This is a genomic window from Pseudomonas sichuanensis, from assembly GCF_024749065.1.
GTDB classification, from domain to species: Bacteria; Pseudomonadota; Gammaproteobacteria; order Pseudomonadales; family Pseudomonadaceae; genus Aquipseudomonas; species Aquipseudomonas sichuanensis.
This window is the reverse complement of record NZ_CP087185.1, coordinates 137,192-160,017: the sequence shown is the minus strand read 5'-3', so window position 1 is coordinate 160,017 and position 22,826 is coordinate 137,192. Positions and strand designations below refer to the sequence as shown.

The 22,826-nt window shown below is 59.3% G+C and carries 10 protein-coding genes and 3 pseudogenes; 7 read left to right on the top strand and 6 right to left on the bottom strand.

Annotated elements, in window-relative coordinates; genetic code table 11:
- Positions 1 to 50 precede the first annotated feature (50 nt).
- The 3 genes and pseudogenes from LOY51_RS00720 to LOY51_RS27020 form a co-directional block, all read left to right on the top strand.
- Positions 51 to 539: pseudogene (locus LOY51_RS00720) on the top strand (ATP-binding protein); the annotation flags it as partial.
- 196 nt (positions 540 to 735) lie between these two features.
- A pseudogene (locus LOY51_RS27025) lies at positions 736 to 1,914 on the top strand (nitrate- and nitrite sensing domain-containing protein); the annotation flags it as partial.
- Positions 1,909 to 2,775 (top strand): methyl-accepting chemotaxis protein, encoded by an 867-nt coding sequence (locus LOY51_RS27020; RefSeq protein ID WP_374046939.1) that lies wholly within the window; start codon positions 1,909 to 1,911, stop codon positions 2,773 to 2,775. The pseudogene LOY51_RS27025 and the gene LOY51_RS27020, both read left to right, overlap by 6 nt.
- Positions 2,776 to 3,190: 415 nt before the next feature.
- Here LOY51_RS27020 and LOY51_RS00705 read toward each other — a convergent pair whose 3' ends face one another.
- Together LOY51_RS00705 and LOY51_RS00700 are read right to left on the bottom strand one after the other, a co-directional pair.
- Entirely contained in the window at positions 3,191 to 3,409 is a 219-nt protein-coding gene (locus tag LOY51_RS00705) for a hypothetical protein (protein ID WP_258643989.1), read from the bottom strand.
- A 582-nt stretch (positions 3,410 to 3,991) separates the two neighbouring features.
- Positions 3,992 to 5,227 carry a sensor histidine kinase gene (locus tag LOY51_RS00700; protein ID WP_258643987.1) on the bottom strand — a complete coding sequence of 412 codons (1,236 nt, stop codon included), beginning with the start codon at positions 5,225 to 5,227 and terminating at the stop codon, positions 3,992 to 3,994.
- 194 nt (positions 5,228 to 5,421) lie between these two features.
- Here LOY51_RS00700 and LOY51_RS00695 point away from each other — a divergent pair, with 194 nt between their 5' ends.
- Together LOY51_RS00695 and LOY51_RS00690 are read left to right on the top strand one after the other, a co-directional pair.
- Entirely contained in the window at positions 5,422 to 14,067 is an 8,646-nt protein-coding gene (locus tag LOY51_RS00695; RefSeq protein WP_258643985.1) for a glycoside hydrolase family 94 protein, read from the top strand.
- Positions 14,068 to 14,159: 92 nt separating this feature from the next.
- Entirely contained in the window at positions 14,160 to 14,879 is a 720-nt protein-coding gene (locus LOY51_RS00690; RefSeq protein WP_186517558.1) for a Crp/Fnr family transcriptional regulator, read from the top strand.
- 370 nt (positions 14,880 to 15,249) lie between these two features.
- On the opposite strand, the gene LOY51_RS00685 is transcribed toward LOY51_RS00690, so the two are convergent.
- The 3 genes from LOY51_RS00685 to LOY51_RS00675 form a co-directional block, all read right to left on the bottom strand.
- On the bottom strand, positions 15,250 to 15,582 hold the full coding sequence (locus tag LOY51_RS00685) for a GrpB family protein (RefSeq protein ID WP_258643964.1): 333 nt from the start codon (positions 15,580 to 15,582) through the stop codon (positions 15,250 to 15,252).
- 174 nt (positions 15,583 to 15,756) lie between these two features.
- Positions 15,757 to 16,629 (bottom strand): class A beta-lactamase, encoded by an 873-nt coding sequence (bla, locus tag LOY51_RS00680; RefSeq protein WP_258643955.1) that lies wholly within the window; start codon positions 16,627 to 16,629, stop codon positions 15,757 to 15,759.
- A 564-nt stretch (positions 16,630 to 17,193) separates the two neighbouring features.
- On the bottom strand, positions 17,194 to 18,021 hold the full coding sequence (locus tag LOY51_RS00675; protein ID WP_258643953.1) for a hypothetical protein: 828 nt from the start codon (positions 18,019 to 18,021) through the stop codon (positions 17,194 to 17,196).
- A 923-nt stretch (positions 18,022 to 18,944) separates the two neighbouring features.
- Between LOY51_RS00675 and LOY51_RS00670 the strand changes: the two are divergent.
- A pseudogene (locus LOY51_RS00670) lies at positions 18,945 to 19,460 on the top strand (OprD family outer membrane porin).
- A 186-nt stretch (positions 19,461 to 19,646) separates the two neighbouring features.
- Positions 19,647 to 21,386: a hypothetical protein gene (locus LOY51_RS00665; protein WP_258643951.1), complete on the top strand. Its 1,740-nt coding sequence runs from the start codon at positions 19,647 to 19,649 to the stop codon at positions 21,384 to 21,386.
- A 56-nt stretch (positions 21,387 to 21,442) separates the two neighbouring features.
- Here LOY51_RS00665 and LOY51_RS00660 read toward each other — a convergent pair whose 3' ends face one another.
- Complete coding sequence (locus LOY51_RS00660; RefSeq protein ID WP_258643950.1) at positions 21,443 to 22,288, bottom strand: hypothetical protein; 846 nt, start codon at positions 22,286 to 22,288, stop codon at positions 21,443 to 21,445.
- Between the last annotated feature and the right edge of the window lie 538 nt (positions 22,289 to 22,826).

Genomic DNA, 22,826 nt, shown 5'->3' with positions numbered 1-22,826 from the left:
ATATATAGAAAGGGGCTAACAGCGCAGGTGGGATTCGCTAGTCACACTAACAAGGTGTGCTGCCCGCCGCGCTGGCGGCACGCGACGCCGGGCGGGCGCTGGTGGTACCACGCGAGAACGCCGAGGAAGCCAGCCTGGCCAGCGGGCTGGTGGTGTACGCGGTGGGGCATCTGCAGGAGCTGGTGGCGCACCTGAGCGGGCAACTGCCGCTGCCACCCTTTGCGGCCAACGGCTTGCTGCTGGAACAGCGGCCCTACCCTGACCTCAGCGAAGTACAGGGCCAGACCGCGGCCAAACGTGCCCTGCTGGTGGCGGCTGCCGGTGGACACAACCTGCTGTTCACCGGGCCGCCCGGCACCGGCAAGACCCTGCTCGCCAGCCGCCTGCCCGGCCTGCTGCCGCCGCTGGACGAGCGCGAGGCGCTGGAGGTGGCGGCAATCCGCTCGGTCAGCGGCCACGCACCGCTGGACAGCTGGCCGCAGCGGCCGTTTCGCCACCCCCATCACTCCGCCTCGGGCCCGGCACTGGTCGGTGGCGGCTGTGACATTTACAAATAAATGCAGGTTTTTACCAATAGATGCAGAACACCCTCTCAGCATAAATCGGACTGAATCTATCCGCCGAGGTCATGGAAAAGCGCAATGAGGGGATGCATAGCTGGCTCCCGAAATTGATTGATATTTCTAACGGCATGTGGTTGTGGTCTTTGTTTTTTTATTGAATGACCGTACAATAATGGCCATTAGCCATCTATCAGTCGCTCAGCGGCGCACACCCGCCCCCAATTTTTCCACTACCTATGAGGCCAGAAGGATGCTGACCAATGCGCCGCTTCGCCTGAAACTGCTGTTGATTCTGTTTTTCCCACTCCTTGGCTTTCTGGCTCTGACCGCGGTTTATATCTCCGATAACTACCGCACGCTGCGCGACATGGAAAACACTGTCACTACCAGCAGCAACGCCCAGTCGTTGAGCCAGTTGATTACTCTGCTGCAACGCGAGCGAGGCGCTAGCGGGGTGTTCATCGGCAGCCGCGGCGCCACGATGGGCAGGCGTTTGGCGCAAATGCGCAGCGAAAGCAACGCAGCAATCGACGCTGTGCGCCGTCTGCCGACCCATGGCGACGCCGAGATCGGTAAAGTGCGTAGCACCCTCGAAACCCTCGCAGCACTGCGCGAGCAGGTCGACAAGCTGGCGATTGACAGCGGCGAGTCGGGCTCCCGCTACACCGAGATCATCAAGACCTTGGTCGGCTACACCCACTCCCTGGAGAACCGCGTCAGTAATACCGATGTCGTCCATGCCCTCAGCGCGTTGAACCAGTTCATCGAACTTAAAGAGCGGGCTGGTCGCGAGCGCGTGATCCTCGGCCTTGCGTTCAACCAAGATCACTTCGATGCCTCGCTGCTGTCGCGCTTCAGCCGCAATCTGGGCGAGTTCACCGCGTATGCCGAAGGTTTCCAGCGCAAGGCCCCTGCAGCGGTGCTCAGCCAGTACCAGCAAAGCCAACAGACCCCGGCCGCAATAGAAGTGGCCAAGCTTCAACGCCTGGCATTCGAGCTACCACTGGGCGAGGCGCTGGGCGTCAAGCCTGAAGCCTGGTTCGAAACGGCTACCCAGCGCATCGATCAAATGGGCGAGGTTGAACAGACGCTGGCACAAGGCGTTACTCGTTTGGCCGACGACGCCCGTGGCGAAGCCAGTCAGGCGCTGTGGCTGACTATAGCTGGCGCATTGCTGGCCCTGGTGATGGTCGCGCTGTTGTCGTCGCTCATCATTAGCAGCATCGGCCTGGCGGTCAAAGACATCAATGCTGCCCTCGACGGCCTGGCGCGCCGTGATCTGACCGCACGTGCTGGCTACCATAGCAAGGATGAATTCGGCCAGATCGCCGAGAACCTTAACCGCATGGCCAACGAGCTGGCCGAGATAGTCCAGGAAATCGGCAACGCCACGGCGCAGGTGGCCACGGCAGCCGAAGAGTCCTCAGCAGTGACCCTGCAAACCAGCCGCAGCGTCGAGCAGCAGCGCCAGAGCACCGAGCTGGTGGCCACCGCCATCAACGAAATGAGCGCCACCGTGCGCGAGGTGGCGCAGAGCACCAACGATGCGGCCAGCCTGTCGCAACAGATCCACGCCAGCACCACCCAAGGCCGTATAGAAGTCGACGGCACAATCGACTTGATTCGCGAACTATCGACCCAGGCTGAGCAGACAGCGGCAATCATCGATGACTTGAAGCAGGAAAGTGATGCGATTTCATCGGTGCTCGACGTGATCCGCGGCATTGCAGAACAAACCAACCTGCTGGCGCTGAACGCGGCCATCGAAGCTGCCCGTGCCGGCGACCATGGTCGAGGTTTTGCAGTGGTGGCCTCGGAGGTGCGCACGCTGGCGCAGCGCACCCAGGAGTCGACCGGAAACATCCAAGAAATGATTAGTAACCTGCAGGCCGGCTCCGACCGTGCCAGCAGCTCAATGCTCGAAACGCTGGGTAAGGCTCAGTCGGGCGCTAGCCGCATTGGCCGCGCCGGCGAGCTGCTGGCCTCAATCACTGAAGGCGTCGCACGCATCAGTGACCGTAACATTCAAATTGCCTCTGCAGCCGAGGAGCAAAGTGCGGTTTCCGAAGACATCAACCGCAACGTCAACGAGATCAACGACCTAGTAATTCAGGTAAGTGCCGGTGCAGAGCAAACAGCGGTGACTAGCCAAGAGCTGGCGCGTCTGGCGGAGCATCAGCAGAAACTGGTGAGCCGGTTCCGTACGGCTTAATTGGGGTTGGGGCTGATTCGCAGCGCAGCAGGATACGGGCTATTTCACTACAGACAGGTCAGGGGCTGGCTGTAGAAAAGGATGCAGCTGTTCCTCATTGGCAGCTATGGGACGGCGGTTGCCGGTCGGACAGCTAGACAGCAACAATTCACTGTTTTCGAGTGATGCTGCGCTGGATACGCGCGAGATCAGGGCGCAGATCTCATCGAGGCGATTCAGTGACAGATAAGCGGCTGGCCTCCCAATGCATGAAGCTGGTAGTCCGTCACTGACTGGTGCAGGAACTCAGCATGCTGCCGTAGCTGGTCGAGCTCTTCTGCGGGTGCGCCGGCATCCTGTGCTTCCTTGTATCGCTTGAATGCAGCTACAGCATCTGTGTACATCGGGTGGTCAGGCAGGAGTGGTACCGGTCGTTTCATGCTCTCGGCCTTCTTATTGGATCGTCGACGAGAGACTGCCAGCAACCAAGAAGCTGGTAGTCAGTTACTGCCTGGTAAAGCGAATCGGCAAGCAGCTTGAGCCATCTCACCTCTTCGACTGGTGCAGCAGCGTCTTTAGTCATGCGTACTGCCTCAAGGGCCTCGCGGACAATCGGCTCGCCTGCCTGAGCTAGCCCTTCGATGCTTCGCTTCATGACATTACCTTACTGGTTTGGCTAGAAAACTATAGGACGCCCCACACGCAAACCCAGCTGTTCGTTAGCGGTCAGCTATGAGCGGATGCTTTAGACCCTTTGCAGCCTTCGAAGTGTCTACGAAACCAGGGGCGATTCACAATTAGTATTGTGATTAGCGCATCCTGATTGAACGACTGTCCGCTTCTGGCCGTTAGCCGCCCTCAACGAACGGCAGCCATGGGGCTCTGCGACTGACCGCTAACGACCCGTAGCTGACAGTCATGCCAGAGGTGATCTCTGTGGGAGCGGGACGCCTCGATAAACCCGCTCCCACAGGTTTCGCGGCAGTTTTTGATACTAATGCTCCCAGTGACCGCCATGGGTCAAAAGCGGTCGTCCGCGACCGGCTGCTAACGACCCATAGCTGCCCTTCGCGGAAAGCAGCAAGGGACTCTGTGGCGAAATCATCCGCCTAGATGCGGGCTACTTTTACAAGCTGGTTAGTCTTTCTCTTGTTTAAATCTGCAATTGCAAGAGACTTCCCCTGCAAACCGAAGCCTGCACAGGCTCATGCCGTATAAAACTTCCCAAGGATGAAGCTCAAGGTGACGGAAAAGTGGGAGTCGAGGTCGAGTCTGTGCCTGCACTCTGCTGCGATAGTCTCACAGTGAAGGTGGTGCCGTTCTGCTTTGTAGAATCGACTGACACACATCCCGCATGAGCCTTAGCTATCTGGCTCACGATAAAGAGTCCGAGGCCTATGCTGGTAGCGCCCCCAAGTCGCTGATTCCCACGCACTAAAGGTTCGAAAACATGCTTTAGCAGTTCAAGGGAAATCGGCGCGCCGCTGTTGTGCACCGTCAGGGTTGCTGTCGTTTCTTTGATGCAGGATGTCACGTAAACGGACTTGCTTGGATCGCCATAGGCCACTGCGTTAGCCACCAGATTGCCGATCAGCTGGTACAGGCGGTCGGAGTCGATCAGGGCGCTACGTTCGCCGGTATGCTGATAAGTCAGTTGACGACCTGGAAACGTTAGCCGCAATTCATCGAGGCACCCCTCCACGGTGTGCGGCAGGTCAGCAACCCTGGGCTGAATGGAGATACCGCGCCCGGCCTGGATGAGCGTGAAATCCAGCAAGTCCGCCACGAGCCGCTGCGCGCGTGATACGGAGTGGCTGATCGCTGTGAGCAACTTGGGGCTTTCGGCCGCATGTGAGCGTCGTGTCAACAAGTCGGTCGCCATTCTGATTGCCAGAAGTGGCGTACGCAGTTCATGACTGACGATACCAAGTATTTGCTCGGCCGGCAGGGTTTGTGCACTCTCAGTAGGCTGTATCACGCAGACATGGCTAGGAGACAGTAATGCGCGCTGTGTCTTGAGGTTTTTAGCCAGACAGCGTTCGGCCAATAGGCGCGCGCGCAGCAGATCACGCTCGTAACGCTGTTCGTCAGAGTTAAACATGGTCAGCTCGTGAACGATGCCATTCGAATGCGCGCAGGTAATAGCATTAGATATCAGCGGCAGGGTGAAGCCCTTACAGTGCACGAAATCAAACTTGACGTTTGCCACCGCCCCCAATGTCCCCATCAGTGGCTGCCAGTACAACTGGTGAAGGGCCTTGGCTTCTATTGTAAGAAGTTGCTGAAGCCGCATGCGAACCAAGTCTTCATGTTTGTACCCCAGCAGGCGGCACAATGCCGCATTCGCGCTGGCGATCTGCCCGTTCTGCGATGTCAACAGCAACCCGCAATCTGAAGTGTCTTCCCGTATTTGCGATGCTACGTCCGTGCAGATGCACGCCAAATTAACGGTTTCCTTTAAAAGCGCGTTCAAGGGGGGCCTCCAGCGAGCGGATATTGCCGCCCCTGCCGGGTAGACAGGGTTAGAAGCACCGCCGCTATGTCAAACGGTGCATGTAGTCAGCTTGGGCGCCGGCCCGGTGCGCGTCTGTTCGCTACCGTACAGACTCTGCTCAACGACCGCCGCAGACTGACAGCTGAAAGGCTAGATAGGCAAACCAGCACACCATGGACAGTCCTTGGCTCAATGCACTCGCCTACCTTCGTCGCCTGTACGCACATGTCGGGCGTTGGCGCTCGTACCCAAATACATTCACCTATGAAAGCCTGCTGCGCTCAGAGCTGTACAACGCCGACCAGATGGCCGAGCACGGCCTCTGGCTGGCCCATCATCATCGCTTGAGCCGATTGCCGGCGGACGACGCGCTGCTCGACCGCCTGGCCGATAACGAGCGCATGCTCTCCACCAGTTGCACTGCCCTCGCCGGCACCCTGCCCAGTTCGCGTCCGGCATTGCCCGCTGCGCAGTGGTTGCTCGACAACTTCTACTTGGTCGAAACCCAGATACGTATTGCCAAACGCCACCTGCCAGCCGACTACAGCCTGCAGCTGCCAAGGCTGGACAATGGCCCCTCCACCGGCCTGCCGCGTGTCTACGACATCGCGCTGGAGGCCATTTCCCATGGTGACGGGCGGATCGACGCCGAAAGCCTCAGCCGTTTCGCCGAGGCCTATCAGCAGGCCGCCACCCTGACCCTGGGAGAGCTCTGGGCGATCCCGATAATGCTCCGCCTGGCCCTGATCGAGAACCTGCGACGGGTGGCGGCGCGGGTAATGGCCAACTGGGCTGACCGCGACCTGGCCAATGTCTGGGCCGACCGGCTTGGCGATACCGCCGAGCGCGATGCCAAGAGCGTGGTGCTTGTGGTCGCCGACATGGCCCGTTCGGAACCGCCGATGACCGCCGCCTTCGTTGCCGAGCTGGCCAGGAGGCTACAGGGCCACAGCGCTTCGCTGACCCAGCCGCTGCTGTGGGTGGAGCAGATGCTCAGCGAGTCGGCACTGAGCATCGAGCGCTATGTGCAGCTCGATGCTCAGCAGCAAGCCATCGATCAGGTCTCCATCAGTAACAGCATCGGCAGCCTGCGACTGCTGTCGACCATCGATTGGCGACTGTTCGTCGAGCACCTGAGCCATGTAGAGCAGACACTGTGCCGCGACCCGGCCGCCGTCTACCCAGCCATGGACTTCACCAGCCGCGACCATTACCGGCACGTTGTCGAACGCCTGGCACGCCACTGCGCCTTCAGCGAAGCCGCCGTGGCACGCACGGCTATCGAACTGGCCCAGGCGGCGGGGGCCGCACACGGTGAAGAGGCCGAACATGTGGGCTTTTACCTGGCAGGTGCCGGACTGCCTTTGCTGGAGCAGCGCCTGGCTGCGCGGGTGCCGCTGGCCGAGCGGTGGCAGCGCCTGTTGCACCGGGCACCGCTGGCGTTCTATCTGGTGCCTGTGGCCCTTCTCTCCTGCCTGTTTGCGTGGGGTTTCATACGCGCCATCGACTTGGAGGGATGGCCCATCGCGGTGCTCGCCGGCATGGCCGTGCCGATACTGCTGAGCACCAGCCGCCTGGCCATCGGCCTGGTGAACTGGCTGGTGACCCTGACCGTCAAACCGTCCTTCCTGCCGCGGTTGGACTACTCCGCCGGCATTCCCGCAGAGGCCCGCACATTGGTGGTGGTGCCAACCCTGCTGGCCACTGCCGACGATGTCGAGGAACTGCTCGAAGGGCTGGAGGTACGCTTCCTGGCTAACCGTGACGAGCATCTGCACTTCGCCCTGCTCAGCGACTTCATGGATGCCCGCGAGCAGACACGGCCCGAAGACGAAGCACTGCTCGAGCTCGCCAGCAAAGGCATCCGGGGGCTCAACCACAAGTATCCAGGCCCTGGCAGCGAGCGCTTTTTTCTGTTTCACCGGCCACGCATATGGAACAACGCCGAAGGCTGCTGGATGGGGCGCGAGCGCAAACGCGGCAAGCTCGCCGAGCTGAACGCGGTGTTGCGCGGCCACGGCCACGAGTGCTTCATGCGCATCGTCGGCAACCTGCAAACCCTCGGCCACGTGCGCTATGTCATCACCCTGGACACCGACACCCAGCTGCCTCGCGGTGCCGCCCATCAATTTGTCGGCGCCATGCAGCACCCGCTGAACCGCCCGCGCTTCGACGCACATACCGGTCGTATCCAGGCAGGTTATGCAATCCTGCAACCGAGGGTGGGCATCAGCCTGCCGAGTGTGTCGCGCTCGCGCTATGCGCGGCTGTTTGGCAGCGACGCCGGGGTCGACCCCTACACACAGGCTGTCTCGGATGTCTACCAGGACCTGTTTCTCAGCGGCTCGTTCATCGGCAAAGGCATCTATGCAGTGGATGCCTTCGAGCAGGCTCTGGAGGGCCGCTTCACTGACAACCGCATACTCAGCCATGACCTGATCGAGGGTTGCTACGCTCACTCTGGTCTGCTCAGCGATGTGCAATTGTTCGAAGCCTACCCGGCCCGTTACAGCGCCGACAGCAAACGCCACCACCGCTGGATACGCGGCGACTGGCAACTACTGCCGTGGCTGCTGCCGTGGCTGCGCACTGGCACTCAGGGCCTGGCGCAAAGCTCGCTCAGCGCCCTGTCGCGCTGGAAGATTTTCGACAACCTGCGCCGCAGCCTGGAGCCGGCGGCGCTGCTGACCCTGCTGCTGTGGGGCTGGTTGGCGAGTGTCACGCCACTTGCCTGGATGTTATCGCTGCTGGCGTTGCTGCTGACGCGCCCACTGCTCGACTCTCTGCTCGAAGTGCTGGGCAAGACCACCGATGTGCCCGTTTCAGAACACCTGCTGGCGGCTTTGCACACATCTGGCACCTATTTCTTGCGTACCGGTCTGTCTCTGGCCTGGTTACCCTTCGAGGCCTACTTCAGCCTCGATGCCATCATGCGCACCCTGTGGAGGCTCGTGGTCAGCAAAAGGCGCCTGCTGCAGTGGAACCCCTCGCGCGAAGACGAACGCAGCAGCGCCGACACCCTGCAGGCGATGTACCGTGAGCAATGGGGGCAACCGGTCCTGGTTCTGCTGCTGGGCGGTGCGTTGGCGATGCAGCCAGTGATGCTGCTGATGGCATCGCCGATCCTTGCCCTTTGGCTGCTCGGCCCGGCGCTGGCCTGGTGGCTCAGCCGCCCGAACAGCCGGGCCGAGTTCATGCCAGGCGCTGAAGACCTGGCATTCCTGCATCGACTGGCCCGCGCCAATTGGGCCTTCTTCGACAGCCACATCGGCCCTGCCGACAACTGGCTGCCGCCCGACAACATTCAGGAGCCACCCTTCGCCAGCATCGCTCATCGCACCTCGCCGACCAACATGGGCATGGCCCTGCTCTCGCACCTGGCGGCCCATGACTTTGGTTACCTCAGTGCCGGTCGTCTTTTCGAACGCCTAGCCCAGATGCTCGACAGCATGGACCGCCTGGAGCGCTTCAGAGGGCACTTCTACAACTGGTACGATACCCAGACCCTCAAGCCGCTGTCGCCGCTCTATATCTCCAGCGTGGACAGCGGAAACCTGGCCGCCCTGTTGCTGACACTCAGGCCCGGGCTCCTGGAAATGGCCGAAACGCCGCTGCTTGACCTGCGCCTGACCCAGGGGTTGCTCGACACCTTCGACACGCTACTGGACGTCTGCCCCAGCACAAGCTGTGACGCCCAGCCGATAAAGGCTCTGCGCGAGCAGGTGTGGCAGGCCCATGTGCAGGCGGGCAACGAGTCGGCCGCACTGCTGCCGATGCTTGTAGAACAGCTGCAGGCGCTGATCACGCAACCGGCTGCCGTTGCGCCAGGGGCGCAAGCGACTGACGACTTTGCATTCTGGCTAAATGCCCTGTATCGGCAATGCGTGGACCTGAGCGGAGAATTGCAGCAACTGCAATTGCCGTCAGGCAACGATCAGCAGCCCCCGGCCCCGTTGAGCTGGCGTCATCTGGCACAGCTGGACGTAGAGCAGTGGCCGGAGCCCAAGCGACTTGCCGTGGCCAACGTCAGGGCGCTTGCCCGCCAACGCATCACCCAGGCGCACGCCCTGGCCAGCCGCATTGAAACCTTGGCCGACATGGACTTCACCTTCCTTTACGACAGCCATCGCAACCTGTTCTCCATCGGCTACAACGCCGACGAGCATCGCCTGGATGCCGCGTTCTACGACCTGCTGGCATCGGAGATGCGCTTGACCAACTTCGTGGTCATCGCACAGGGGCAGGTGCCCCAGGACAGCTGGTTCGCACTGGGCCGGCTGCTCACCAGCAATGCTGGGGTTCCTGTGCTGCTTTCCTGGTCCGGCTCGATGTTCGAGTACCTGATGCCGCTGCTGGTGATGCCGAACTATGAGGGCACACTGCTCGACCAGACTTGCCAGGCCGCTGTCAATCGCCAGATCGAACATGGTAGGCAGTCTGGCCTGCCCTGGGGCGTCTCGGAGTCGGCCTACAATGCGCTGGACGCGCACTTCAACTACCAGTACCGGGCGTTCGGCGTTCCGGGACTCGGCCTCAAGCGCGGCCTGGGTGAAGACCGGGTGGTGGCCCCTTACGCCAGCGCGCTGGCCTTGATGGTGGCGCCCAATGCCGCCCGTCGTAACCTGCAACGACTGGCCACGCTCGGGCTGGCTGGCCGCTTCGGGCTGTACGAAGCCGTGGACTACAGCGAGGCACGCCTGCCGCCCGGGCAGGACGCCGTGATAATCCGCTCCTTCATGGCCCACCACCAGGGCATGAGTTTCCTGGCTCTGACCGCTGTGCTGCTGAACAAGCCCATGCAACGGCGCTTTGCATCCGACCCACAGTTCCAGGCCAGTATGCTGCTTTTACAGGAGCGCGTACCGAAAACCGCTGCGCCGTACCTGCATACTCTCCAGGCCCCGATCGTGGAGACTGCCGAGCGCGCCCCCGAGATACGCCTCCGAGTGTTCGTCGAGCCAAACCGGCGCCACCCGGCCGTGCAACTGCTGTCTAACGGGCGCTATCACGTCATGGTCAATCACGTGGGCAGTGGCTACAGTCAGCACAATTCACTGGCGGTAACTCGCTGGCACGAAGACACCAGCTGCAGCGACCTGGGCAGCTTCTGCTACTTGCGAGATGTTGCCAGTGGCGCTTACTGGTCCACCACCTACCAGCCGACACGGCACCGCACGAAAGTCCAGGAGGCGATCTTCAGCGACGGCCGCGCGGAGTTTCGCGTGCGCGAGCGAGACTTCGACTGCCACACAGAAATTGCCGTGTCGCCCGAGGACGACATCGAACTGCGCCGCCTGCACCTGACCAACCATGGCGACCAGCCCCGCACCCTTGAGCTGACCAGCTACGCTGAAGTGGTGCTGGCACCGGCCTTGAGCGATGCCCTGCACCCGGCCTTCAGCAAGTTGTTCATCCAGACCGAACTGATCCGCCCGCTGCAAGCGATTCTCTGCACGCGGCGGCCGCGTTCGCAACAAGATCCCGTGCCGTGGATGTGCCACGTGCTGGCAGTGCACGGGGCCAACATCGATGCGCTGTCCTACGAGACCGATCGGGCTCGCTTCATAGGCCGTGGGCGGACTCTGGCAAGGCCGGCAGCCTTGGACCGCGGCACCGAAGCATTGTCCGGCAGCGCAGGGGCCGTGCTGGACCCGATCGTGGCCATCCGCTGCCGCATCACCTTGATGCCCGGCCATGCGACCACGCTTGATCTGGTCACCGGCGTGGCCGACAGCCGCGACGCCTGCCTGCAACAGGTCGCCAAGTACCGCGACCAACACTTGGCTGACCGGGTGTTCGACCTGGCCTGGCCGCACAGCCAGGTGCTACTGCACCAGCTTAACGGCTCGCTGACCGACGCCCGGCTCTTCGAGCAGATGGCCGCCTCGGTGCTCTACCCCAATGCCAGCCTGCGCGCCAGCGGAGCACTGCTGGCCAGCAACCGACGAAGCCAGTCCGGCCTGTGGGGCCAGGGCTTGTCCGGTGACCTGCCGATCGTGCTGGTGCAGATCGGCGACCCGGCCAACATCCATCTGGTCAAGCAGATGGTGCTGGCCCATGCCTACTGGCGCCAGAAAGGGCTGGCGCTCGACCTGGTGATCTGGAACGAGGACCAGGCGGGCTACCGCCAGCAACTGCAGGAACTGATCATGGGAATCGTTGCTTCCGGCAGCGAAGCGGCCCTGCTCGACCGCCCCGGCGGCATCTTCGTACGTCCTGCGCAGCAACTGTCCGCCGAGGACCGGCTGCTGACCCTGTCGGTAGCGCGGCTGGTGCTCGATGACAGGCTCGGTACGCTGGCCGAGCAACTGCACTTGCGGCGACAGCCACCGGTTCCCCCAGCCCTCCAGGCCAGTGCGCCTAACCCCAGGCCATCAACCGCCAGCCATCTGCCGCTGGAGCAGGCGGCGTTGATGCTGCGCAACCCTTATGGCGGGTTCAGCGCCGACGGCCGCGAATACGTCATCCCGTTGCTTCCCGGCACACCGCCGCCGGCGCCGTGGGTCAACATCTTGGCCAACCCGCAGTTCGGCTGCGTGGTCTCCGAGGTCGGTAGCGCCTATACTTGGTACGAGAACGCTCACGAGTACCGGTTGACGCCCTGGCACAACGACCCGGTCGCCGACCCCAGCGGCGAAGCCTTCTACCTGCGCGACGAAGACAGCGGCGAGTACTGGTCGCCGACCCCGCAGCCCTGCCCGGGCCCTGGCCGTTACCGCACCCGCCATGGCTTTGGCTACAGCGTGTTCGAGTACGCCGAAGACGGCCTAAATACGGAGCTCTGGGTGCATGTTGCACTGGATGCCCCGGTCAAGTTCAGCCGGCTCAAGGTGCACAACACCTCAGCTCGGGTACGACGGTTGTCAGTCACTTGCTTCGCCGAGTGGGTACTGGGCGACCTGCGCCGCAGAACCGCCATGCATGTGGTAAGTGAGACTGACCCGGTCAGCGGTGCAATGTTTGCCCGTAACAGTTTCGCAGTGGAGTTTTCCACCCAGGTGGCGTTTCTCGATTGCGACTTGCCCGTGCAGTGCCAGACCTGTGATCGCAGCGAGTTCCTGGGACCCAACGGCGATTGTCATGCACCCTTGGGTATGCGCCAGACGCGGCTGTCGGGACGCACTGGCGGGGGCCTGGACCCGTGCGCGGTGCTGCAGGTGGCGCTGCAGGTGGAGCCTGGCGAAAGTCATGAAGTGGTGTTTCGCCTGGGCGCCGCCCAGGACGCCAGTGCCGCCACCCGCTGCGTCCAGCAATATCGTGGCCTGCAAGCCGCCAGGGACACGCTCGACAAGGTCCGCGCCTACTGGCGACGGACACTGGAAACCGTACAGATCGAGACGCCGGAACCCGAGCTTGATGTGCTGGCCAATGGCTGGTTGATGTACCAAGTGATCGCCTGCCGGTTCTGGGCGCGCAGCGGCTACTACCAGTCCGGGGGCGCCATCGGTTTCCGTGACCAGTTGCAGGACAGCATGGCCATGGTCCATGCAGCCCCGATGGCGGTGCGCCAACACCTCCTGACCTGCGCCGCTCACCAGTATGCCGAAGGTGATGTACAGCACTGGTGGCACCCACCGCTGCAGCGAGGTGTGCGTACCCACTGCTCGGACGACCTGCTGTGGCTGCCACTGGCAGCCAGCCGCTACGTGGAAGTCACAGGGGACTACAGCGTGCTCGACGAACCGGTCGGATATCTGCAGGGGCGTGCACTCAATGCCGGTGAGGAGTCCTACTATGATCTGCCCGCGCACTCGGAGCTGGTCGAGAGCCTTTACCAGCATTGCCAGCGCGCCATCGCCCATGCCCTGCAGTGCGGGGCTCACGGCTTGCCGTTGATGGGCAGCGGCGACTGGAATGACGGCATGAACCGGGTCGGCGAACAAGGAAAAGGCGAAAGCGTATGGCTGGGCTTCTTTGGCCACGAGGTGCTGCGGGCTTTCGGCAGCGTCGCCTTGCGACACGGCGACAGTGGCTTTGCGCTGCAGTGCGCCAACCAGGCCGGCGTACTCGCGGAAAAGCTGGAGGCGCATGCCTGGGATGGCGGTTGGTATCGCCGCGCCTGGTTCGACGATGGCCAGTTACTGGGCTCAGCGAGCAATCAGGAGTGCCGAATCGACTCGCTGGCGCAAAGCTGGGCCGTGCTGTCCGGGGTCGCCTCGCCCGAACGTGCCCGCCAGGCCATGGCCGCACTGGACAACCACCTGGTACGCCGCGACATCGGCATCGTCAAACTGCTCGACCCGCCCTTCGACCAAGGTGACTTGGACCCTGGCTACATCAAAGGCTACCTGCCAGGCGTGCGTGAAAACGGCGGGCAATATACACATGCGGCCATCTGGGCGAGCATGGCCTATGCACGCCTGGGCGACTCCCATGAAGCCTGGGAACTGCTGCGCCTGATCAACCCGGTACGTCAGGGCTGCAGCACGTTGATCGACACCTACAAGGTCGAACCCTATGTCATGGCCGCCGATGTCTACGCCGTTGCGCCCCACGCCGGGAGGGGGGGCTGGAGCTGGTACAGCGGATCTGCCGGCTGGATGTACCGGTTGATCATCGAAAGTCTGCTCGGCCTGAAACGCAATGGCGACACCCTGCGCCTGGAGCCACTGTTGCCGGCAGGCTGGCCGGGGTATGTCCTGCACTACCGTTTTGGCAGCACCTGGTACCGCATCGAGGTATGCAACGGCAACTGCGACGAACTGGCCCTGAGCTTGGACGGTGAGGCGCTTGCCGAAGCCTGGCTGCAGCTGGAGGATGATGGGCTCCTGCACCACGTCATGGCCCAGTGCCAGAGCTGCTCTTTGCCCATAAACTGAACCGTTGGGCGAGCAAAGGCCTGACGAACACAAGCCTCGGCCTCGCTAGGCTAATCTTGTTCCGACACCCCTTGCCGTCAATGGTCCCGCGTATGCATCCCGCTCCCCCACCCTTGCAGAACCACTTGCTGGCTGCACTTTCGGCAGAAACGTTCAGCCGGCTGGCGCCGGACCTGGAGCACGTGAACCTGCCCCTGGGCAAGGCTCTGTACGAGTCCGGCGACACCCTGCGCTATGTCCACTTCCCGGCCGATGCGATCGTTTCATTGCTTTATGTGATGGAAAACGGCGCATCAGCCGAAATCTCGGTAGTGGGTAACGAGGGGCTGGTGGGCATCGCCGTGTTCATGGGCGGGGAAAGCACACCCAGCCGGGCCATCGTGCAAAGTGCAGGACATGCCTACCGCCTACCCGTGCAAAGGCTCAAGGACGAGTTCAACCGCCATGGCGAGATGATGATGCTAATGCTGCGCTACACCCAGGCACTGATCACCCAGATGGCGCAAACGGCAGTGTGCAACCGCCATCACTCCATCGACCAGCAATTGTGCCGCTGGTTGCTGCTGTCGCTCGACCGCCTGCCAGGCGATCGCCTGTGCATGACCCAGGAGCTGATCGCCAACATGCTGGGGGTGCGCCGCGAGGGCGTGACGGATGCTGCAGGCAAGCTGCAGCGCCTTGGGGTGATCGAGTACAACCGCGGGCAGATCAAAGTCCTCGACAGGGCACGCTTGGAACTGCTGAGCTGCGAATGTTACGCCGTGGTAAAGAAAGAGACCGAACGCCTGCTGCCCTACATGCCAGTGCCTTGAGTTGGCGCGAGGTTCTCTGTTCGAGCTGCCGAAGAAGCTCATCAGCCATGCAGTCAGATGCCGGCCTGTGAATTACTCCAATGGGCGCTTGTAATGGCTATAGCGCTCGGCATTGGAGGCCCGCGATGGGTCCGGCGGCCCCTGCCTCTTCTCGCGATGAAAGGGGCGCTTGTCGATGTAGTCATCGCGATCCTCGGGGAGCGCTCTTTTTCCCTCGCCACCTTGCCCCTCCGACGAACCGTCGCTTTTGGCTGGCTTGCTACCCAGCCGATCGTTATCTAACCCATACCTGTCTCTGGTCATACTCACCTCTCGATGCTCAGAAATTCTGAGCTACATCGAGTGTGCGCCCACGCTGACCAGAGACGTTTTATATCAGACCGCCGGGCCCAATCGGCCATTCAGGAATGGTCATACCGGAATGAAGTAGTGCCGCAAAAATAAGCGGAGATTTTTTCTCCAGATACTCAACCATCCCACCAGTACTATTCGACTCCAATTGAAGCTTCAGCGCTTCATACTGCTGACAGATTGAGCCATCGCGCTTAAGCAAATCTCGGAGCCCCAGCATCTGAGTGATAGTAAGGTGGCCACGGGCACAAGCGTGGAGCTTGTGTGGGTCGCTAAGCGGCCTCGTTATCAAGTGTCTGCTTTGGGTCGCTAGCTGCCAGTGGTGAATTATTGCTTTCGTCCCCGCAGCCATGTGGGCGACCGGCCATATCTAATACAAAGGGCTGGGGCTTATTCGCAGCGCAGCAGGAGGCCGCGCCATAGAGAGGCAGTAATTCTTTGTGCTGCGAAGGGCCGTAAACGGCGCCAGCTGTATAGAGCCTAATGGGTCACGACAGCTCAGCCCCGGATAACATCAGAACCGCTATTAGCCCAAAGATTTCACCACAGCCCGTGCAGACGAGGAGATAGCTTCATTGCTCCATGAAGAGGCCTTCTGCTGCCCCCGAGTGAATACAACCAGAATCCACGGTGCCTTACCGGGAGGCCATATGACCGCAACGTCATTGGCAACGCCGTAATCGCCTGAACCAGTTTTGTCTCCAACTACCCAGCCTTGCGGCACACCCGCGCGAATGCGTTTATCGCCGGTAGTGTTCCCCTTGAGCCACTCTTGCAGCTGTAGTCTGCCCGCCTCTGCCAGACTGTTACCGAGCAGCAGCTTTTGCAGCGTCATACCCATTGCCAGCGGAGTGGTTGTATCTCGCGGGTCATCTGGTAGCGCAGTATTCAGTTCAGGCTCATTGCGGTCCAGGCGGAATGCCGGGTCGCCGAGATTACGAGCAAAGGCTGTCAATCCGACTGGCCCACCGACCTGTTCTAGGAGGATATTTCCAGCCGTGTTATCGCTGTATTGTAGGGTCGCGGCACACAGCGCAGACACCGTCATACCATCGCCCACATGCTTCTCCGTTACTGGCGAGTAAACGACCAGTTGGTCTTCACAGTAGGTGATCCTTCGGTCAAGTAACCCCTTGTCGTCAGCGCTCTTCGCGAGAATTGCAGCAGCTAGCACGACTTTGAAAGTACTGCAGAAGGCGAATCGTTCTCCGGCACGATAAGAGACGATCTTTCCTGTGCCCGTATCCAGCGCCCATAATCCGAGCGTTACATCCAATGAGTGCTCCAGCGCCTCCAACTCATGCGCCAGTGAACTGGAGGCCCAGGCCGGCGCTGCCATAGCAACCGAACAACCAATGCCTGCCCCAATCAACTGTCTGCGCGTGACCATCAAACTCATCAGGTACTCTACTCCGTTAGGTATGGGGGAAATTTAACAATCTATACACACCATCACGATGATCAACTCGTGATGGCACCTTCAGCCACTTGCCCGTTTCTGCTGGCACCCACCGCCTTGTAGGTTCTCCTGGTCGCTACCAAGTCTCCTACAGTGCACTGATCAAATGACTGGAACTGAGCTGTGAAAAGCGGTGTTGAAAAGATAATCATGCCGGACACCCAGCAGATGCTCCAGACAGCCGAGGCCATGAAGCTCTAGCACGGAGCGAAGTTTCTTGGGGCGCCACCTGTTGAGCGCCTGAAAACTCAGGCAGAGTCGCTGTCCAAGCCATCAACGACTACCAGATGTGGGCGGCGACTGAGGTGCTGATACTGACACTATTGCCAGAGGCGAGGCAGTCCATCCGAATGCCATAGTGCTCTCCGGACTGCTCAAGCGGGATTTTGAAAAGAGTCGAGTGCTGGCGAAAGCTTATGACTGAGCCCCAATGTCGAGGCGGGCCTGTGAGCGGGCTTACCAGTCACCCACAGGCTCTGCTCCCAAGCGGCGAATCGTGTGCAGTTATACCCTCTCTCCTTTGGCCCACAACTGCTGCCTCCAGTTATTATTCCAGTTCTTTTGATGCACCTCGACCGCAGAACCGTCCCGAGGCGCGTTACGAGCCTCAATCCTGGACAGGACCTGTGCACTTATATCAATAGTTTTGGCGTAGTTTCGTCGATTGAACTCCACGCTACTATCATTGAAGCTTTCGGCTGCGAAGACTGCAATCTGAGCGTCGGCCAATTCATTGGCCTGCTTCACTAAGAGCTCTGATCCGTTTAGTACCTTGAGCAGCCGATCCGCTTGGTCCTTGGTAAGCTCATCAGCGTTCACGAGGACTATTTCCCTCGCTGCGCTGACACTGAAACCGAAGGACGCACCCTTTAAGTCAGGGTGATCGGTAGCTATCTTTTTAAGAACATCGAGATAAGTTTTATCTATCTGATCATCCACAGCACGGTGGCGAACATATGCCACCTCAATGGACTCAAATTTTTTGCTTATTTCATCCAACTGTATGGCAAGGGAGTCCCTAGACATGCTGGAGACTAATTTTTTGCTTTCTTCTTCGCTCAGTGCATTGGGGTCAACAATTTGGACTCCGTCAGAAAGCCCTGACTTACCGCCGCTAGAGTTGGCCGCCTTTAACGCTTCGGCGTAGTTTCTATATTTATCTAATGCTTCTTGGCTAATTTGCACATTGTTGCCAGACTCCGTCCGCCCTGCACCCTCATTGACAGCGGGCACATTGCCAAGGTTGGCTTCGGCTGGTTTAGTTACCTGAAAAATCTGACTAGATTTATTGTCGGCAACAGAATATGAATTGAATGTCGGAATACTGTTCATAAATCCCTTTCCTTAGCTACCCGAAGCTCACAGCGCATGCTGCCCCGAAGCCCTCCGCTAAAGTGCAAGAAGGGTAATTCAGTGCGTTTACAGTGGTGCAAGAGACACCTCATCTTGTTTAACGGCAGGCATACACAATTCTTTAATACGGCAACCACTTCGGTCACCAGCAGAGCGCTGGGAGTACGATCAACTTTAGCCGTAACAGAAGAGCAATTTATGGTCGAATGCCGCTGAGCCGCCAAACATTTCAGTCAAATCACAAACAGTAACAATTTAATCGAGGCGACCTCTACTAAAGTATAATATCCACAAATAGCAACCCGCAGTACCAGGAGATGATTTGCTCAGACCAAGATAGTCAGCTCAACACCTCAGACTGGCAAGTCTTCTTGAATGCCAGCCATGTGATGGTAACTTTGGCCGACGGGCAATAGCTAGAGGAATTTTAGAGTATTGGCGCTCCCGCTCCAAAACTCATTGGAACGGCGCACACGTTAATAACCGCCGTTGAATATACAGAAGCGAAATTTAAACTGGAGCATCTACACTTGGTGGTGTAAACCTTGGAGTCGTGACAGTGCTATCGCAGCTCGCTGCAACCTTGCGGCTCGTCCGTGCGAATACGCTTGTCGCCGCTGTCCCCTTAAGCAACTCTTGCAGCATTCTTCAGGCCCTCTCTGCCTGGCTGTAACGAGCAGCGGCTTTGACGGCGTTACGCCCCGTACCAGGGGAGTGATCGTATCTCGCGAGTCATCTGGTAGCGCAGTATTCAGTTTACCCCTAGGGCACCGGGTAATGGATGCGCGTGCTTCAGGCTTAAGAGCGCATGCAGATGGTTTCCCGACATAAATATCCCAAATTGTGTAGATTTCACTTGACTACCATGAGTTTTGTAGAAGAAATCGTCCACGTTCCATGGAATGTGGACATCTGCACTCTATTACAGCCTAGATGGCCACAGCCTGGGGGCGGGTTGTCAGCAAATGTCAGGCGCGACTGCCTTCCCCTACATCGATGGGATAGCCCCTTACCTTGTCAACTTTTTCCAGATCAATGACTTCGCCGGCGCGAAGGAAAAGTCCTGGCAGCTGCGGTATGACTTCAACTTCGACGACATCGGCCTAGCAGGCCTGACCTTCATGACCCGGCACATCAACGACTGGAACGCTCAGAGACCCAATAGCGGAGACGGTACGGAATAGGAGCGAAACGCCGAATTGCAGTACATCCTTCAAAGCGGCCCGTTGAAAGATGTCGGGGTTCACTGGAGGAATGCCGCTTACCTATCCGACTTAAGCCGCGGCGCCGACGAAAACCGCCTCCTCATTAGCTACACGATCCCGCTGGCCGCCTCAATCGGGCCATCTGTACCTTCCAGCGGCGCCTTCGAAAGTAATGGCCCTATAGTGGCTATGCTCGATATCCTGACAGCATAATTCGCTATCTCTGACATGATTTTCTCTGATTACGAACCCGCGTGATCGCCAGACGTGGCCAAGGCTTGAACATGCTCGCCTCAAAGGCCTCCTGCAGAGGATCAGTAATGCCCGTACTCATGGGCTGATCAGTGATGAGCGGAAGCTGGACTAGCTTCCCCGCCGTACTCACAAGGAGATGTTGCAGTGACGAGCCCGGTCATCCGAACCCTGCCAAGGGAAACCATCTGTTCTGAAAACCATGGTGGAGTGATCGAGCACGTCGCGAAGGAGATGGTTGTATGGTGGTACGAACGGCCTCACCGCCACGTGGTTGAAAAGCCTGATGGTTCGTTTTCCACGATTATCAGAGCGGATGTTGTTTTTCGTTATCTGGATGAAAACGACATCCCGCATGGCTATGTGCCATTCTCGATTGGCATCAGCAGACTGGGCACCTTCCGGAAGGGTACCATCTGGAAGAATGGCGTTTGCATCAATGAGATCGATCGAGGACCAGAAGAGGAGTTCACTGTCGACTTCACCGAAAAGAAGTGGAGCTTCTCCACCTTCGGAGATCGGACGTTGCCATTCTCCAAACATGACTATGAACTGCACTTCAACCGGTCAGATGCGAAGCTCCTCAACTTCCCGATCATAGGGAAAAAAGGCAAGAACCTGCTGATCCCGTGCCTTGAGTTCCTGGCTCGTGGCTATGGAGCCTCGGCAGAGATCAGGCGCGTCCTGACCACCTACGATTGGGACGGCGTACAAGAGCGTCTCTACGGGTGCATTGATCCCGATCCCGTCCGATGGACAGTCACACCTGCCAATTTCATCCCCGACCAGGACGCCCTAATCCTGGCGCACATGCTGTACTCGCCCTATAGCCGAAGCGCCGCTAAATACATTTACAGCCAGTTCGACCACGCCCTCGCAAAGGGCCGCTTGCCAGCGGGCTTGGAGGTCAAGCCGTGGTTTGAAGGAATCGCTCAAGTAGCGTGCCGCGGCATCTGGACGAACGGTGGAAAGACGTTTCTGTGTACCGAGCTAACTGGCATGAGCCGGCCCAGGTTTCATTCTTATGTCCTTGCGAAGGCAGTGTATGCGGAGAAGGATTTAGAAACAGGCAAGCCGATCGTCACCCCTGTACCTGATGGTCCGGAAGATCAACCCAAGACGCCGATTTACGTGACCGATGATGAAGAGCCTGAAGCCAATGCCAGGCCCAAAGTCATAGGCGATCCTGGATTTCGAATGCTGGGGGAGGATTGTCCCCACGAGGTAACCAAAGTAAACCTCACGTACTCGAGGAAGACACAGGTTCCTGTGGATCATGTCGACAAGGAGCGCAACTCGACCGGCGACGGGAAAGGCGAAGACGGTGTGGGCAGGGTCGTTCCCCAAGCTGAAATGATCATCGGCAATGGCGGTATCGTCAATGAGATCTGGGGCGCGTTAGTTGACTTACAGAACCGGAAGGGTATTTCGGAACTCGGCTGGTACCACGAGAAGTTCGGCTTTAGGAATGACAGGGAATATCGGTTCCATACGCTTCCAGATCTCGATGAAGGTGGTCCTTCAGGTCTTAAAAACTGGCTTTCCTTCAAGAACAGAAGCGGCAGACGCGGAATACTCATTGCTCGCTTCAAGATGTCGGGCAAGCCTTACTACCTCTTTGAACTTCAGAGAAAGCGCAAAGCAAAAAAAGGCGTTAGCTACGAAGAAAAAATATCTGGCCTTGTCATAACACTTCCCGGCGATAAACCGGCCCAAGCAGAAATCCCCTACATCTGCTCACAAGTACGACTACAGATGGGGAAATTCAGAAAAATTCCGGATATTCAACGGTACACGCCCCATTTTTACCGGCATTACATGGCCGGCGAAACTTTTTTGGCCGCACGTACGCTTCGGCTAGCGCTCAATGCGCTAACGAAACGTTAAGAGCTTTCGCTCAAAATTATCGTCAGCCATTGAACCCGGAGCGACTGCACCTAGCGCTACCGGCGAAGAGGTGCCGGCACCCAATAATCTTTGCTACCGCTGCGCACGGCAAACCCTTCCTGACTATCGATCACCTGGTGTTCGTAGCTGAGCTTGCGCTTGCTTGGTCGGGCGACGTCATGGAACAGCATGAGCGCTACCTTGATCCAGTTGCGTTCGAACTGCTCACCTGACTCGCCGCTACCCATCATGCCGATGAGCTGCGCTTCCAGATACTTGCGCCGGGCCCTGGATATGGCTTTATCGTCAACATCCGTACTCAAGGTCAGCCCATGAGTCCGATTCAAGTGAAGAACGAAGCCCTGCACGGCTGCCCGCTGCCCAGGTTTCTTGAGCAAGTAGCGGCGCACATCAGGCTGGTCAGGTACTTTGCCAAAGCTCGCTGATGCCTCCTCAAGTAAGGCCACCGCAGCCCTGAGCGAGATTCGTATGCTTCTCAACGCGACGGTGCCCGCAGCGAGCCTGGCCATCATCTCTGCATGGAAGCTATGCAGTATCGTCCTTGCCGGTCCTGGTACAGGCTTACCGAGCAGCGCCTCGATTCTGCGACTCTCGGTCACTCGCTCTTGCAAAGCAGGGTCAGCGTACACGCCATAGTGTTCCTTCAGCCACTTCATCGGTGTACGGAACTGTCTCAGCCCTTCTGCCTGAAAGTGCTCAAACAGGTCAGCATAAGAAGGAATCTCCAGAGGGTAGCGCTCGATGAACTCGAAGAAAGGATGATATCGACCGATCTTGAGCGACGCGCGCTGGGCTCCCACGTGAGTCTCCAGCCACTGAACAAACTCAACGAACAAGCTCCGAGTATGCGGTTGCTCAAAGGCCTCCTGCTTGATTGCCAAGCGCTGCACCAACGAGTTCTTCCAGTAGCACGACTCACATGTTTTCCCATACCCCGCTGGCATTGCTTCGCCGCAACGCTGACACGGTACTTCTCCCTGCTCTGCGCATGCCCGACAGCACGCCGGAGCATCACCCTGAGGGATCAACACCCGATGCCTCCTGCAACTCGGACAGGTTGCGGCCTCGCTGCGGGCGCACTTAGGGCAGCAGCGGACATCAGAACCGGACTTCAGCACTCGTGTTAATCGCGTCGAATGCTCCCCGCAAACATCACAAGCCTCGGGGGTCCTGAAGTAGTGAGCACAGCTGTTACAGGCAGGACCGTACGGCGTAAGCATGCCCACCGACCGACCAGCCCGCTTGCACCGAACACACGGCTCATTCAACTCGCAGGTCCGACATTTGGCCCCGATGTGGAAGATGGGTAGCCGCGCGAAATTCCCACAGCCTGGACATGCCCGCCGCTTGAACAGCCGTGCGTAACATGTCTCGCAGTACCGCTTGCCGCGATGGACCTTCTTGGCTTTCGCCATGGAC